We start from the raw sequence: 14,671 nt of genomic DNA on the forward strand, positions 1-14,671 counted from the left end.
GGAGACGTAGCAATGACCATCGCGACCCAGAACGATCAGCAGGCCCAGTCCACAGTTGCGGGCGCGCATGCCGGCTGCAAGTGCCGTCCGTGCACCTGCAAGAACTGCGCTTGCTGAGACGGTCCGGCCGCGCTCTACGGAGCGCGGCCGATCCTTGTTCCGCCGATCATCTCCAAAGGACATACGTGCATATCCGTCTTCTCGCCGCCGTTTCGGCCCTGATACCCGCTGCGGCCTACGCCCATGACATGCCCGGCATGGCCCATGATGCTGGCGGGCAACCGATGACGATGGAGCACCAGCATCACGATGCTGCCGTTCCGTCTGCGCCCGATCACGCTGCAATGGGCCACGACATGGCCGGCATGGCTGCCGGACACGCAATGACCGGCACGCTTAGCGCGTACCCGATGACGCGCGATGCCTCCGGAACGGCATGGCAGCCCGATTCCGCGCCGATGCAGGCGATCATGGGCCAGGTCGGCGACTGGTCGACGATGGTGCACGGCTTTGCGGCGCTGACCTACGACAATCAGGGCGGGCCGCGTGGCGACGACAAGATATTCGTGTCCTCGATGCTGATGGGCATGGCCCAGCACCAGGCGGGCGCCGGCACGCTGACGCTGAAGGCGATGGGCAGCCTCGATCCGCTGATGGGCAAGCGCGGCTATCCGTTGCTGCTGGCGACCGGCGAGACCGCCGACGGCCGCACCGAACTGGTCGATCGGCAGCACCCGCACGACCTGTTCATGGAGCTGTCCGCCACCTACAGCCGCCCGCTGGCCGACAAATTGTCGGGCTTCGTCTACGTCGCACTGCCGGGCGAGCCGGCCCTTGGCCCGGCGACGTTCATGCACCGCTTTTCCGGCGTCGCGAATCCGGAAGCGCCGATTTCGCACCATTGGCTGGACAGCACGCACGTGACCTTCGGCGTTGCGACCGCGGGTCTTGTCTATGGCGGGCTGAAGCTCGAAGGCTCCGTCTTCACCGGGCGGGAGCCGGACCAGCATCGCTACGATATCGAACGGCCCCGTTTCGACAGCTGGTCGGCGCGGCTGACCTGGAATCCGACCGCGAACCTGTCGATGCAGGTCAGCCATGGATTCCTGCACAGCCCCGAGCAGTTGCACCCCGAAGAGGATGTGCGCCGCACGACCGCTTCGGTCACCTACAACCTTCCGGTGGGAGAGAAGGGCGCATGGCAGTCGACCTTCGCCTGGGGCCGCAACGATCCTTCGGGCGGCCATCATGCCGTCCCGACCGACGCGTTCCTGCTCGAAAGCGCGCTTCAACTGGATCGCTGGACGCTGTTCGGCCGCGCCGAGCGGGTCGACAAGGATGAGCTGTTCGGCGACGAGCATAGCGGCAACCCGCTCGCCGGCCGCGTCTTCACCGTCGGCAAGCTGAGCCTGGGCGGCTATCGCAGCGTGCCGGTCGGCAAGGTCGTACTCGATCTCGGTGGCCTTGTCAGCACCTACGACCTGCCGCGCGCGATCCAGGGCGAATACGGGTCGAGCCCCACCAGCTTCATGCTGTTCACGCGGCTGCGCGTCACGGGCTAGGGAACCTCTTCCCTTCACCCGGCATCCTACGCGCATGCCGGGACCGGGTCTTGCCCTTGCGACGATATGGCGTAGAGGCGCGGCCATGTCCGCGTTCCGGCGCCTCCCGGCTCAACACCGATCGATGATGCTGGTGCTGGCGCTCGCCATGTTGGTGAAGCTGCTGGTCCCGGTCGGCTGGATGCCCGTCTTCGACGGCAGCCGGATCGGGCTGGAGCTGTGCGGCGGTTATGCGCCGCCGCCGGTCGCCGCCCACGCGATGCATCACATGGGCGGCACGCACAGCGATCACAGCAGCCACGACAAGCACCGCGGGGAGCTGCCATGCCCCTACGCGGCGCTGGCCTTTGCGGCGACCGACGTGGATGCTCCGGTTTTCGCGCTGCGCCCCATTGAGCCGGACGCTGTCCTGTCATCCGCCCCGATCGTGCGGGTGGGCCGCGGACTGGCAGCGCCGCCGCCGCCCGCCACCGGACCTCCCGCCCTGGCCTGATCCGCGCCGCCGTTCGCGGCGGCTCTGCTGCGCCTGGCGCGGCTCAATCAGGTTCAGGAATATCGACATGCGATTTTTGACGGCTGCGGGCGCGCTCGGCGCGCTTGTCGCGGCCAATCCGGCGTTGGCGGACAGTGCGCCGCCGGGAACGATCGTCGTTACGGGCGACCGGCTCGAAGACGCGCAGGTGGCGACGACCCCTGGCGGGACCGACCTCGTCACTGCTGACGACTATCGCGACAAGGCTGCGGTGTCGTTGCGCGACGCGCTCGCCTTTTCACCGGGCGTCTACGCACAGCCGCGCTTTGGACAGGAAGTGCGGCTGTCGATCCGTGGTTCCGGCATCAGCCGGGGCTTTCACATGCGCGGGCTCACGCTGCTGCAGGACGGCATCCCGATCAACCTGGCCGACGACAATGGCGACTTCCAGGAACTCGATCCGCTGATCTTCGAGCGCATCGAGGTTTATCGCGGCGTGAATGCGCTGCGCTTCGGCGGCTCGACGCTGGGCGGCGCGATCAACGCCATCACGCCGACCGGCCGCACCGCGCCGGGCGTCGACCTGCGTGTCGACGGCGGCAGCTTCGACAGCATCCGCGGCAAACTAGCCGCCGGTTTCGCCAGTGGACCGGGGGACGGCTGGCTCGCCCTGACCGGCGACAGCTCGGACGGAGACCGGGAGCACGCCCGGCGCAACGCCCTGCGGCTGAACGCCAATTTCGGCCTGAAGCTGGGCGAAGGCGTCGAGACCCGGTTTTACGCAAGCGGCCAGTCGATCCGGCAGGAACTCCCCGGCTCGCTGCCGCTGGACATCGTGCTGACCCGGCCCAAGACCGGCGTCTTCCGCGGCGATCAGCAGCGCAATATCGACTCGATCCGTCTGCAGAACCGGACCACAGTCGATGTGGGGCCGGGTGCGTTCGAGTTCGGCGCGTTCCTGAACGCGAAGAAGCTCGATCATCCGATCTTTCAGGTCGTCGACCAGAAATCGACCGATTACGGCGTTTTCGCCCGGTTGAACCTGAGCACCGGACCCTTGTCGGTGCTGATCGGCACGACCGGCCGGTTCGGAACCGTCGCCTCGCGTCGCTCCGTCAACATGGACGGCCGGAAAGGGGCGCTCACCTTCGACGCCGGTCAGCGCGCGGAGACGATCGATGCCTATGGCGAGGCACGCTATCAGTTCGGCACGTTCAGCGTCGTGGCCGGCGCAATCTATACCCATGCCGAGCGGCGGCAGCGCCAGACTGTCCCGTCGCCGGCACTTGGCGAGGCGGATTACGACCAATTCTCGCCCAAACTCGGCTTGTTGTGGGAGCCGCGCGAGGCGCTGCAATTCTACGCCAACTATAGCCGCAGCCATGAACTGCCCGGCTTTATCGAGCTGGCGCAGGTGGCAAGTTTCGTGCCCCTGAAGGCGCAGACGGCCTGGACCGCAGAAGCGGGCGCGCGGGGCACGATCGGCCCGGCCCGGTTCGACGTCAGCATCTATCGCGCGACGCTGAAGGGCGAGATGCTGCAGTTCAACATCGACCCCGCCGCCGGCATTCCCGCCGCGACGTTCAACGCCGGCCATACGCTCCATCAGGGCATCGAGGCGGGGCTGGACCTCGACCTGACCCCGTGGGCGCGGCTGCGACAGGTCTACCAGCTGAACGACTTCCGCTTCCGCAGCGACCCGCAGTTCGGCGACAATCGCCTGCCCGTCATCCCGAAGCATCTCTATCGCGCCGAATTGCGGATCGGTGGCGATACGCTGAACGTCGCGCCTTCCCTGGAATGGGTGCCCCACGGCGCCTGGGCCGATTATGCCAACACGCTGCGCGTCGGCGGCTATGTGCTGCTCGGCGCGACCGCCGAGGCGCAGATCCGGCCGGGGCTCAGCCTGTTCGTGGATGCGCGCAATCTCACCAATCGCAAGCAGGTCGGGGATGTCTCGGCGGTCGTGAACTACGCCGCGCTGCCCGGCAGCCAGCAGGCGATTTTCTATCCTGTGGAGCGGCGCGCCATATTCGGCGGCCTCCGCGCCAATTTCTGAACGGAGGCGCGGGCATGACGTCGCTCTACCGCATCGTCTGGCGCTGGCATTTCTATGCGGGCCTGATCGTGCTTCCAGTGCTTGCCTGGCTAGCGATCACCGGCGGCCTTTACCTCTACAAGCCCGAGATCGAGCGGATCGTCTATCGCGACTGGATCACGCGCCCCAGCGCTAGGCCCGCGCTGCCGGCCGCGGAGGTGATCGGCCGCGTCGAGCAGGCGACGGGCGGCCGCGTGGCTCAGCTCGCGATCCCGGCGCGCGCCTCTGAGAGCTGGCAGCTCACGATCGCCCAAGGGGCAGGGCGGCGCACCGCGTTCGTCGACGCGGGCACGGGCCGCGTGCTCGGCATTACCGCGCGCGAAGGCGGCGTGATGAAGCTCGACCGCGACCTGCACAGCCTGGCGATCACCGGCCCGGTCGGCAACGCCCTGATCGAGATCGTCGCCGGCTGGGCGATCATCCTTGTGCTGACCGGCTTCTATCTCTGGTGGCCGCGTGGGGGCGCACCGGCGCTGGCGCTGAGGGGCGCGCCAAAGGGCCGCCTGTTCTGGCGCGACCTGCACGCGAGCGGCGGCGCTCTGGTCGGCGCCGTGATCCTGTTCCTGGCCATCACCGGCATGCCCTGGTCCGTGTTCTGGGGGAAACAGGTGCAGGGAGCGGTGGCGGCGAACGGGCTCGGCCGGCCCAAGGCGCCCGGTCCGCAGCCTTGGGAGCATGCCGAGCACGAGAAGGCCGCCTTGCCCTGGGCGCTCCAGGCGGTGGCGGCGCCGCACGCGCACGGGATGGGCGACATCGGCGCCGATCGTGTGTTGACGCTTGCCGCGGCGCGCGGGCTGACGCCGCCGCTCAGTCTTACGCGGCCGGCGGCGATGGGCGCGCCCTATCTGGTCAGCCGCACCGCGGAGCGGTCCGAAGACGCGCGCGTGCTCTACATCGAGCCGGCGACCGGCCGCGTGCTGCAGGATGCCGGCGCCGCGCAGTTCGGCGTCGGCGCGCGGGCGATCGAATGGGGCATCGCCGTCCACCAGGGCCAGGAATATGGCGAGGCCAACCGCCTCGTCATGCTCGCCGGCTGCCTCGGCACCCTGCTGCTGGCGCTGACCGCGCCGATCCTCTGGTGGAAACGCCGCTTCGCCCCGCCGCCGGCCCCGCTTGACACCCGCCGCGCGAAGGGCGTCGCGTTGATCATGCTCGCAATCGGCGCGCTGTATCCGCTCACAGGTGCGACGATGCTGGCGGCGCTGGCCGGTGACCGCGCCTGGCGCTGGCGGAGGGAGGCGTGAGGAGGACCTGGCCGCCGAAGACTGGCAACGAGCTACGGCGAAGCACGCCTGGCGAGCCCGGCGCGGCAGCGCCGACGGGTTCTTCATCCCGGCCAGTCCGGGACGAAGAACCCGTTGCGGTTGGCCTGCGATTTCTGAGCTGCTAGGCCCATTTGCGACCACGAACCAGTCCATGTTCTGTTGCGGTTGGCCTGCGATTTCTGAGCTGCTAGGCCTCGCTCGTGTTCGGCTTCCTTGGGGCGCTGTTGCGGTTGGCCTGCGATTTCTGAGCTGCTAGGCCACTTGCCGCCGATCACCAGCGAGTGACTGCGTTGCGGTTGGCCTGCGATTTCTGAGCTGCTAGGCCCGCGCTGTTGAACGCAGCATAGGCCGCCCGGTTGCGGTTGGCCTGCGATTTCTGAGCTGCTAGGCCGGATGTGTTGCTAAGTTCTTCTTGCCGAAGGACAAAGTGGCACATCCGGTCGAGCAGAATTGCTTCGCCACCTCAAAACATCGCCAGCTGATCGGGGTTTTTGCGCGGGCGCTTGCGGCGCTGGCTCGAGAATCGGACGATGTTTTCGTACTGCCGATCGGTGAAGGTGAGGACGTGAATTTCGCCTTTTTCCGGAAGATTGCGCTCAATGCGCTTGAGATGCGCCTGAAAACTGTCCTGGCCGTTGCAGAAGCGGGCATAGACTGAGAACTGACTCATTTCGAAGCCTTCGTCGAGCAGGAACTCGCGGAACTTTGTCGCTTCGCGCGACTGCTTCTTAGTGCCCACCGGCAGGTCGAACATCACGAAAATCCACATCAGCCTGTATCCGCTGAGATAGCTGGCCGGCTCAGCGCTCACGCCGCCTCGGCGAGGGTGGAGCGCGGCAGGCTGGCCCATTCGATCGGGCTCGGCGGATCGAACAGCGCGAGGGCAGGAGCGCCGGTTTCGAAACTGCGGGCGAGCGACTGAGCGAGGCGGGCCGCGGCCAGCGACACGGGCGACGCCTCGCCGTCTATGCGCAGGTCGAACGCGATCAGGCGAGCGAAGCGACGCTTGGTGGCGGGGTCGAGCGCCGTCACGCCATCCTGCACCATGCCGCAGACCAGCGCATCGACCAGCGGCCGGAACGGCTCCACCAGATCGTCGGCCAGCGCGAAGGCATTGCCGCGGTTGGCATGGTGGATGCCGATCGTCGGATGCAGGCCGGCGGCCACCACCGCGCGCGCGACCGACGCCCGCATCACCGCATAGCCGTAGTTCAGCAACGCATTCGCACCGGCCTGATCGCGGTCGCGCCGAAAGTCCGGGCCCATCAGCAGCGGCCAATAGCGCTTCGCCGCCTGCGCCTCGATATTGTCCGGATCGCCGGAACGGACGCGGCGGGCGAGGAAGTGCAGCGCGTCCGCTTCGCGGACGCCGCGCGCTTCCAGCAGCGACGCCTGGGCGCGGATCTTGGCGATGACGACGAGGCGCCACAGCTGCTTGGCGAGCGGACGCGAGGCGTTCCATTGGGCCTGAAGGCGCGCGCCCTGGGCGTGATGCCCCTCGAGCGGCAGGGTGACCGCCACGGGACTGTGGTTGGTGCCGCAGAACACGACGGGCGCGCCTCGCTCGGCGAGGGCGGCGACCAGGTTCGCGCTCCACGTCGTGCCATGGGCATGGACGATCAGCGCGTGAATATCGTCGAGCGCGACGCGGCCGACCTCTTCGCCGTCGTGGCTGACGACCATGAAGCCGCGAAACAGCGCCAGATGCCGGCCGTCGGTCGCGATGTCGACGATGCGGTCCATGCTTCCCCCTCAGGAGAAGCTAGGCAAATCAGCGGCTTTTGTCAGCGCGGACCGGGATCGAAAATCCTCCCTAATGGATCAATCCGCACTTGACGGGCCTTCATCTTCTTCAATCCACCAGCGGTAGGAGCAAAGAAGCGGAACGGGTCAGTCTCGTTCGAGTGGCGATCCTTTAGATTGCCAGTTTCCTTGTGCTCCACAAGGTTGATCTGGGTCGGCCAGATTTGTTTGACGACCATGATCTGGCGGGGCGCGCCGTCGCGCTCCACGGCAATCATATCATTTTGCCTGAGGCTCATCAGCTTCTTGGCGGCTGGATGAGGACGACGGTCGCTGTGGTCGCGCCTATGAGCCTCATACATCGTGACGACGTCCGATAGCCACTTGCCGTCGGGCATTCGCCAAATGTCGACGCGCGAATTAGCGTCTCCCTTGTAAGCCTTGAAAGGACGACCATCGCGGTCTGCGATGGGGATCACGGTCAACGGCTCGCGAACGCGGACGCGGCGGATGCCAGCGAACTGCGGATGTGTTTTGGCGAAGCCGGCGAGGGCCGCGTCATAGGCCTTGCCGCTCAGCCCATCGGTCGCCCGGTGCAGCGCTGAGCGAAGCGCAGGATCGGGAATTCGATCCGGATCGGAGATATCCGCGGGTTTCAGGCTCATCAGCGGGACGCGGTGGACGACGATCGGCGTTTTGCCATCGGCGGCGACATCGCCGGTCAGCCCATAGGCTGTGTCGTTATGCAGACGGCCAGCAGTCACGTCGCGGTTTTTCGGCGGCAAGCCTTTGCGGCCGTGATCGGGCTTGTGGCTGACGGTCACGCGGACGAGCTTTTCGCCAAGCTCCTCACGGAAACCCTCCCACGGCTGCGGCAAGTCCTCGAACAGTCGATCGAGGTCCTTGTCTTCGGCCCGTCCGGCGGTGCGGGCGATCTCCTGCATCAGGGCGCGCGTTGTGACCGCGACAACCGCAGCATCGATCGCGTGATGGCGATGATCGAGCCGGTTCTTCGGCGCATTGCTGTGTTCGTTGTCGACGAAATTATGGTCCGGAAGCAGGCTATTCAGGCCCCAGCGCCGGCGCAGCATCGCCGTCATCCGGCCGGGGATGACATAGACGCTGCCGTCGTCCTTGGTCGGGTAGAGGCTGGACAGATAGCGGCCAGCCAGCCGCGACAGATATTGCGTGTCGGTGAGCTGGCGGGCGATGAAGCCGCCGTCCTTTTCCACCCGCGCCATCGCGTCGGGGCCGAACCGCCATTGCTTCGATTTGTGCAGCCGCGCGACCTGGGTGGAGATGACGTCCCACCGGTCGGGATCGTGGACCCATTTCTCGTAGGGCGTTCGGTTGCCCTTGGCGCGGTTGCAGCTGCGGTGCGCGACGACCTTGTTGCCGGCGCTGTCGTCCAGTGAGCGCGAATAGGGAATGATGTGGTCGATGTCCGCCTCGCCGGCGAACAGCATCCGCATGCCGACCGGCTCGCCGCAATAAGGACAGCGGCGATCGAGCACTTCGCCGGGGTTCAGTTCCTCCCATATGCGCAGCAGCATACGATTGGCGCCGGTGTCCGGAATGCCTTCGCTCTGGAGCTTGGCGGAGCGGAGCTGCGCCGCCGCGGTGTCGCGGCGGATGCGGCGGTTATGCTCTTCCTTGTCCTTTTCGTTGAGCTTCAGCTCGCGGGCGAGCTCGACGACGATCTGGTCCGGGCGGCCATGGACCTTGATGATCGCGTTCACCAGCTTTTCCAGCTGGCGCAGGCCGATATGGACGGTCGGGTTGGTGATCTTGCCCCAGCGTTGCTCGGGCGGATCGTTCGGGTCCTGCGTGCCGGGCGGGATGTCGCGCGTCAGCAGCTCGCCGTAGTAGGGGAGCTGGGGCAGGATTTCGCCGGTGCGGTCGTCCGAATGATGCCAGCCAGCACGGCGGACGGCCTCATCATAGGTGATGACGTCCTTCTTCAGCTCTTCGAGAATGCGCGCGGTCGCGGTTGGTCCTAGCCGGCCGTAGAGTTCGGGCAGCGGCGCCCTAGCGGTCGCTAAGGCCTGCTCGTCGGTCAGCCCCCATTCGCCGGTCAGGAAGGCATGGAGCTTATCCGGGTCTTCCTCTTCGATGATCCGTTTGATGATCGCCCATTGCCGGTCGCGATCGAGATGCGGCCAGCGGTCGCCGAAGCGCTTCTTGTGGGCCATCACGGCATAGACTTCGTCGCCCCTCAGCCTGGTGCGGCTTTCGCTTGCCTTGTTGAAGCTCTGGCCCGGCGCCAGCTTCAGTCGCTTGGCGAGCGAGTCGAAGCTCCGTTCCTTGCGACTGCGGAGTTCGAGGATCAGCGCGTCGCGCTCGTCCATCGTCAGCTTGCGGTTCGGCGCGCCTGGCGTGGTGATCTCGAGCTGGTTGACCTCCTCGTAGAGCCTGCGTTCTTGGAACAGCGGATGCGCCTTGGGCAGGCGGCATTCGTTGTGGACGAAGGTGCAGACGCCGACTTCCTGCTCCTTCAGTGGGCGCTGGAAGAAGAGGATGTCGTGCAGCTTCTTGCGCGCTTCTTCGGTCAGCAGGGCAGGATGGTGCTGTTGCTGCCGCGACCAGATCGTGTCGAACTCATATTCGACATGCCGGCGCTGCGGGTAGAAATCATAGCCCTGCGCATCGCTGCCCATCCGCACCCGCTTGGTGTCGCGGCTGCTGAGGAACTGGCCCAGCGTTTCGGCGCCGCTTTCGGCCATTGCCTGGTCGAGCGCCTTGGCGCCGTTGGCGATCTTGCCGTCTTCGGCGTCCTTGGTCTTGCGTTCGGCCTTCCGGTTCGACTTGAAGCCGCGGCGCTGGTTCAGGTGGAACAGCGCACGGCCGATCTCGTGCGGCTCCAGCCGTTCGTCGAGCGCGCGGGCGCGGAGTTCATAGGGGTCGCGGTCAGCGAGCAGCTTGGCCGCGCTTTCGTCCGCCGGCATTAGGCCAAAGCGCTTCAGGGCCTTCAGGAACGCAGTCCGCCGCCCGAGATATCGGTCCCGCCGCCGCCGCATCGCCCGTGCGGCGCGCCGGTCGACCGCAAGCGAAGCGCCGGATTTCGGATCGCGCCCGTCACTGAAAATCCGTGCGCCGATATCAATGATGCGCCCTTTTCCGTCGCCGTCGTCTTCAATCAGGCACCAGCCGATGCTGTTCGTGCCGATATCGAGCCCAAGCCTTTTCATGTGCTTACCCCCTCGCGCTCATCTTTGCAGCGAAGGGATCGTTTCGCAATTGACTTCAGGCCCGTTTCGGACAAACCTGGCCGCCTCAGAAATCGCAGGCTGGCTGTTAACAAGCAGTTTGAACTGCACCAAATAAGGCGGGAGCTACGGCCCCCGTTTTTTCATCTGGGGGCGATCCGCCGGCGCGTGTAGAATTGATCCAGCAGGCCGGGATCGAGCGTGCGGGTCCGGTAATCCTCGAACGAGATGATCGCGGCGCCGCGGTCGCCGAGCGGAATGCGGGCCGTGCCGAACAGGCCGGCCGTCCCGCCGGTGCCGACGACGGCTCCCACTTCGCCGTGGATGCCGCCCGACGTGCCGCCGCCGAGCGCCGAGTTGAGCGCGGCATCGGCGGCGCGCTCGCTGCTGTTCGCGAGAATTTCTTCCTTTTCCTCTGGCGAGAGGCGGCGGACCTGGGACGGATCGAACGGTTCCGGGCTCTGTGCCGATGCGGCAGCGCCGAGGCCGATCGCGGCAAGCGCAAGCGTCGCAAGGAGAAAGGACCGGGTCACGAGCCGAGGCGTGTGCCCCCGAAGATGAAGCTCAGATGAACGGGATTTCCTTTTGTCCGGCTGCACTTGCGACCCGTTGTCGCGCGTAGCGACCTGGGCTAGGCGAGCCGCCGATGCGTTCGGCGTATTCCAGCTCGTCGGATCTGTATCGTTCTCCCGCCCGGCGACGCGCCCCGGCGCTTGCGCTCACGCTGGCCGTTCATCTGCTGCTTCTGCTGATGCTGCTGAAGCTGGCGCCGCCGGACTGGGTGCGTCACAAGCAGGAGCTGGGTCCGATCACGTTCCAGCTTGCGCCGGACGTGCCGAAGGCGGCGCCGCGGCCGCGCACGGTCCGCAAGGCCAGGAGCAGCGGCAAGGCGCCGGCCAAGGCGGAGGTCCAGCCGCAGACGCAGCTGCCGCCGGTCCCGGTTCCGGCGATGCCATACCTGATCCCCGGTCTCGAGCATTTCGACCTGCGACAGGTCCATTCGACGGCACCCGCGGCAGAGCTGGCCGACAAGGGGAGACCAGGGCCAGGACAGCGCGTCGGCATATGGGCCCGGCGAAGGCCCGGGCGGGGCGCACCTCTATTACGCCGAATGGTATCGGGAGCCGACCAGCGCCGAGCTTTCCTATTATCTGCCGCCCGGCCGCCATATCGGCTGGGGCATGATCGCCTGCCAGACGGTCGAGCGCTTCCATGTCGACAATTGCCGCACGCTGGGGGACTCGCCGCCGGGATCCGGCCTGGCGCGGGCGATCCGCGAGGCGGCATGGCAGTTCCTGGTCCGTCCTCCGCGCATCGACGGCAAGCCGATGATCGGCGCGTGGGTGCGCATCCGGATCGACTTTACGGAAGGCGGCGCGGCGGTCAGCTCGTCACGGCACTGATCCGCCATGCGCGCTGTTCGGCGGTGCATCCGGGGACGTCGTTGCAGCGGCGGAGCGTGACCTTGCCCTTGCGATCGAAGGCGGCGCCCGATTTGAGCCGGCCATAGGCGACGACCGGCACGTCGACATAGAGCGACCCGGCAGCGCCTTCGATCCGGCCGGGTGCGCCGATCTGTGCGTGGTATTCCGCATAGGTGCCGAAGCCGGCAGCGAAGGACTCTTCGCTCTTGCCGCTCGCCTTGCCGCTATCGGACCAGAGCGCCCGGGCCTCGGGGTATTTGCCGGCCTCGATCAGCGCATAATAGGTCTGGACGACCTGCGCTGCGCCTTGGGCGCTGGTCTTGTCGAACGGCGCTTCGGAGACGGGCGTGCGATCGTCCGCGAGGCCGCCGGGCGTGCCGGGGGCAGGCGGCTCGACGGAGGCCGGGGAAGCGGTTGCTGTGGGCATGGGCGATGCCGCCGGGATCGCTGGACTGGGCAAGGGTGTCGCTTCGGTCTGGTCGGGTGTCGTGGGTGCGTTGCACGCAGAAAGGATGGCGAGGAGAAGCGGGGCGGCGGGTTTCATCGAACGGGAAACTCGTTGCCTCCGGTTCGGCTCCGCCCGGCCCGGTGGACGCTTGACTTCCCCCTGCAAACGGCCATCTTGATCGGGCAATGACGACCCATTTTTGCCTTTTGCGCAACGAGTTGCATGCCGAGAGCAGTACGGCACGCCTCTTTGCCCCGGACCGCGCGGCTCGCTGAGCCGGGCGCGGACCGGGGGTGATCGCCGGGCGGGCTGAGGCTCGCCCCTGCCGCGGCCGGATGCGGCCGCTCTTCCCTGCATCGAAACGAGCGCGGTTTCGCGCCGCAGCCTTCGTGCGGGGCGCTGGTGATGGAGGCACAATGTCGGATCGTTTCCTGGTCGAGTTCGAACGCCGGGCAGTGGGTGTCGCGGTGCGCGTGGCGGGCGGGTTTCGCTTCTTCGCATCGGACCCGGATTTCCACATGCTGGAAGGCAGCGTCTTCCCGCGCGTGCGGAGCCTGATGGGGCAGGTGACGCGGGCGGGCCGGGCGCGGCAGCGCCGACGCCGCACGCTCAGTCCGCAACCAGCCTGAGCCGGGAGGTGCGTGATGCTGGAGAGCGTTGCACTCGCCGCGCATGGCCAGGCGGAACTCTGGGCCGCGCTGCACAAGGACGCGGCGTTCCACCTCGCCGCGTGCGAGCGGCACTGCCTGATCGCGCTGGCGCTGTCTGCCGACGACGATGTCGCGGCGCATCTGCTGCTGAAAAAGGTGAAGCTGGCGCGGATCGTCGCGCGCCGGGCGCTGCCGCCTGACGTTGCCCGGCTCGACAGCAGGGTGGCGTACCGGCTTGGCGGCCAGCAGGCAGGCGAGGTCCGGCTGTGCCGCCCGCCTGCGGTCGAATGCGGGGGCGTGGACGTTGCCGGCCTGCTCGGCGCCGGGCTGATCGGGCTGGCGGCGGGGCAGTCGGTGCTCTGGCCCGGCAGCGATGGACGGCTGGCGACACTGGAGGTGCTGAGCGTGCGTTGAGAGGGGCTTAGGCGGCGGCCTTGCGCCGTTCGGCAAGCTCCTGATTGAGCATTTCCGCGAGCAGGAACGCGAGCTCCAGGCTCTGCGCCGCGTTCAGGCGCGGGTCGCAATGCGTGTGGTAGCGGTCGGCGAGCGATTGTTCGGTCACGGCCACGGCGCCGCCGGTGCATTCGGTGACGTTCTGGCCGGTCATCTCGCAATGGATGCCGCCGCCGAAGCTGCCTTCCGCACGGTGGACGGCGAAGAAGCCGCGGACCTCGGCCAGGATGCGCTCGAACGGCCGCGTCTTGTAGCCGTTCGCGGCCTTGACGACGTTGCCGTGCATCGGATCGCAGCTCCACACGACCGGATGGCCCTCACGCTGCACCGCGCGAACAAGCTTCGGCAGGCCGGCTTCGATCCGGTCATAGCCGTAGCGCGTGATCAGCGTGATGCGGCCGGGATCGCGTGTCGGATTCAGCGCGTCGAGCAGGCGCAGCAATTCGTCAGGCTCGAGCGTCGGGCCGCACTTGATGCCGATCGGATTGCCGATCCCGCGCATGAACTCGACATGCGCCGAGCCCTCGAAGCGCGTGCGGTCGCCGATCCAGAGGAAGTGCGCGGACGTGTCGTACCAGTCGCCCGTGAGCGAATCCTGCCGGGTCAGCGCCTGCTCGTAAGGGAGCAGTAGCGCCTCGTGGCTGGTGTAGAAGGTCGTGCCCTTCAGCTGCGGCACGGTGTCCGGGTTGATGCCGCAGGCAGCCATGAAGTCGAGCGCTTCGCCGATGCGGTCGGCGAGGTCGGTGTACTTCCTGGTCCAGGGGCTGCGGCCCATGAAATCGTGGGTCCAGCGATGGACCTGGTGCAGGTTCGCATAGCCGCCGTTCGCGAACGCCCGCAGCAGGTTCTGCGTCGCCGCCGACTGGCTGTACGCCTTCACCATCCGCTGCGGATCGGGTGCGCGCCCCTCCGGCGTGAAGGCGATGTCGTTGACGTTGTCGCCGCGATAGGATGGAAGCGTGACGCCGTCCTGCTCCTCGGTATCGGACGAGCGCGGCTTGGCGAACTGGCCGGCCATGCGGCCGACCTTCACGACCGGCAGCTTCGACGCGAACGTCAGCACGACCGCCATCTGCAGGATCACCCGAAAGGTGTCGCGGATGTTGTTCGGGTGGAACTCGGCGAAGCTTTCCGCGCAATCGCCGCCCTGGAGCAGGAAGGCTTTCCCCTCGGCCACTTCGGCGAGGTCGCGCTTCAGGTCGCGCGCTTCGCCGGCAAAGACGAGCGGGGGATAATGACGCAGCTCCGCCTCGGCCGCCGCGAGGGCGTCCGCATCGGGATAGTTCGGGAGCTGGCGAGCCTCATGAGCGCGCCAGCTTTCGGGAGTCCATTTCCGCGCCATGATCCTTT

Annotated in this window: 13 protein-coding genes and 1 CRISPR repeat array; of the genes, 7 read left to right on the plus strand and 6 right to left on the minus strand. The window is 67.1% G+C overall.

Features of this window, described 5'->3' with window-relative positions; all coding sequences use genetic code 11:
* Window positions 1–185 precede the first annotated feature (185 nt).
* The 4 genes from SCH01S_RS02750 (at window position 186) to SCH01S_RS02765 (ending at window position 5,376) form a co-directional block, all read left to right on the plus strand.
* Window positions 186–1,562: a hypothetical protein gene (locus SCH01S_RS02750; RefSeq protein ID WP_157032778.1), complete on the plus strand. Its 1,377-nt coding sequence runs from the start codon at window positions 186–188 to the stop codon at window positions 1,560–1,562.
* 85 nt (window positions 1,563–1,647) lie between these two features.
* Entirely contained in the window at window positions 1,648–2,055 is a 408-nt protein-coding gene (locus SCH01S_RS02755) for a DUF2946 family protein (RefSeq protein WP_046347248.1), read from the plus strand.
* A gap of 67 nt (window positions 2,056–2,122) precedes the next feature.
* The gene (locus SCH01S_RS02760) at window positions 2,123–4,093 is read left to right on the plus strand and encodes a TonB-dependent receptor family protein (RefSeq protein WP_046347249.1); all 1,971 of its coding nucleotides are present in this window, start codon (window positions 2,123–2,125) and stop codon (window positions 4,091–4,093) included.
* A 14-nt stretch (window positions 4,094–4,107) separates the two neighbouring features.
* Window positions 4,108–5,376, plus strand: a complete 1,269-nt coding sequence (locus tag SCH01S_RS02765) for a PepSY-associated TM helix domain-containing protein (RefSeq protein ID WP_046347250.1) — start codon at window positions 4,108–4,110, stop codon at window positions 5,374–5,376.
* A gap of 113 nt (window positions 5,377–5,489) precedes the next feature.
* Window positions 5,490–5,788: direct repeats of the CRISPR family, unit length 36 nt; unit sequence GTTGCGGTTGGCCTGCGATTTCTGAGCTGCTAGGCC.
* A gap of 72 nt (window positions 5,789–5,860) precedes the next feature.
* On the opposite strand, the gene cas2 is transcribed toward SCH01S_RS02765, so the two are convergent.
* From cas2 to SCH01S_RS02785, 4 genes are all read right to left on the minus strand, one after another.
* Entirely contained in the window at window positions 5,861–6,247 is a 387-nt protein-coding gene (gene cas2 / locus SCH01S_RS02770) for a CRISPR-associated endonuclease Cas2 (RefSeq protein ID WP_217995399.1), read from the minus strand.
* Window positions 6,205–7,140, minus strand: coding sequence for a type II CRISPR-associated endonuclease Cas1 (gene cas1 / locus SCH01S_RS02775; protein ID WP_046347251.1), 936 nt, complete (start codon window positions 7,138–7,140; stop codon window positions 6,205–6,207). Before cas1 ends, cas2 begins: the two co-directional genes overlap by 43 nt.
* Window positions 7,141–7,181: 41 nt before the next feature.
* On the minus strand, window positions 7,182–10,328 hold the full coding sequence (gene cas9 / locus SCH01S_RS02780) for a type II CRISPR RNA-guided endonuclease Cas9 (RefSeq protein ID WP_046347252.1): 3,147 nt from the start codon (window positions 10,326–10,328) through the stop codon (window positions 7,182–7,184).
* 161 nt (window positions 10,329–10,489) lie between these two features.
* Window positions 10,490–10,879, minus strand: a complete 390-nt coding sequence (locus SCH01S_RS02785; protein WP_052733737.1) for a hypothetical protein — start codon at window positions 10,877–10,879, stop codon at window positions 10,490–10,492.
* Window positions 10,880–11,527: 648 nt separating this feature from the next.
* Here SCH01S_RS02785 and SCH01S_RS17400 point away from each other — a divergent pair.
* Window positions 11,528–11,749, plus strand: a complete 222-nt coding sequence (locus SCH01S_RS17400; RefSeq protein ID WP_052733738.1) for a hypothetical protein — start codon at window positions 11,528–11,530, stop codon at window positions 11,747–11,749.
* Here the strand turns inward: SCH01S_RS17400 and SCH01S_RS02800 are convergent.
* Window positions 11,730–12,197, minus strand: coding sequence for a hypothetical protein (locus SCH01S_RS02800; protein ID WP_245612139.1), 468 nt, complete (start codon window positions 12,195–12,197; stop codon window positions 11,730–11,732). The genes SCH01S_RS17400 and SCH01S_RS02800 overlap by 20 nt on opposite strands.
* 437 nt (window positions 12,198–12,634) lie before the next feature.
* Here SCH01S_RS02800 and SCH01S_RS02805 point away from each other — a divergent pair, with 437 nt between their 5' ends.
* Window positions 12,635–12,847, plus strand: a complete 213-nt coding sequence (locus SCH01S_RS02805) for a hypothetical protein (protein ID WP_046347255.1) — start codon at window positions 12,635–12,637, stop codon at window positions 12,845–12,847.
* A 15-nt stretch (window positions 12,848–12,862) separates the two neighbouring features.
* On the plus strand, window positions 12,863–13,282 hold the full coding sequence (locus SCH01S_RS02810; RefSeq protein WP_046347256.1) for a GreA/GreB family elongation factor: 420 nt from the start codon (window positions 12,863–12,865) through the stop codon (window positions 13,280–13,282).
* Between the two features lie 7 nt (window positions 13,283–13,289).
* Here SCH01S_RS02810 and SCH01S_RS02815 read toward each other — a convergent pair whose 3' ends face one another.
* Window positions 13,290–14,663 carry a class II 3-deoxy-7-phosphoheptulonate synthase gene (locus SCH01S_RS02815; RefSeq protein ID WP_046347257.1) on the minus strand — a complete coding sequence of 458 codons (1,374 nt, stop codon included), beginning with the start codon at window positions 14,661–14,663 and terminating at the stop codon, window positions 13,290–13,292.
* Between the last annotated feature and the right edge of the window lie 8 nt (window positions 14,664–14,671).

The sequence above is a fragment of the Sphingomonas changbaiensis NBRC 104936 genome (assembly GCF_000974765.1).
Lineage (GTDB): Bacteria > Pseudomonadota > Alphaproteobacteria > Sphingomonadales > Sphingomonadaceae > Sphingomonas_B > Sphingomonas_B changbaiensis.

Coding starts and splice junctions, on each gene's coding strand:
- SCH01S_RS02755 (WP_046347248.1), top strand. CDS start 1,648: ATGTCCGCGTTCCGGCGCCTCCCGGCTCAACACCGATCGATGATGCTG.
- SCH01S_RS02760 (WP_046347249.1), top strand. CDS start 2,123: ATGCGATTTTTGACGGCTGCGGGCGCGCTCGGCGCGCTTGTCGCGGCC.
- SCH01S_RS02765 (WP_046347250.1), top strand. CDS start 4,108: ATGACGTCGCTCTACCGCATCGTCTGGCGCTGGCATTTCTATGCGGGC.
- cas2 (WP_217995399.1), bottom strand. CDS start 6,247: ATGGGCCAGCCTGCCGCGCTCCACCCTCGCCGAGGCGGCGTGAGCGCT.
- cas1 (WP_046347251.1), bottom strand. CDS start 7,140: ATGGACCGCATCGTCGACATCGCGACCGACGGCCGGCATCTGGCGCTG.
- cas9 (WP_046347252.1), bottom strand. CDS start 10,328: ATGAAAAGGCTTGGGCTCGATATCGGCACGAACAGCATCGGCTGGTGC.
- SCH01S_RS17400 (WP_052733738.1), top strand. CDS start 11,528: ATGATCGCCTGCCAGACGGTCGAGCGCTTCCATGTCGACAATTGCCGC.
- SCH01S_RS02800 (WP_245612139.1), bottom strand. CDS start 12,197: ATGCCCACAGCAACCGCTTCCCCGGCCTCCGTCGAGCCGCCTGCCCCC.
- SCH01S_RS02805 (WP_046347255.1), top strand. CDS start 12,635: ATGTCGGATCGTTTCCTGGTCGAGTTCGAACGCCGGGCAGTGGGTGTC.
- SCH01S_RS02810 (WP_046347256.1), top strand. CDS start 12,863: ATGCTGGAGAGCGTTGCACTCGCCGCGCATGGCCAGGCGGAACTCTGG.
- SCH01S_RS02815 (WP_046347257.1), bottom strand. CDS start 14,663: ATGGCGCGGAAATGGACTCCCGAAAGCTGGCGCGCTCATGAGGCTCGC.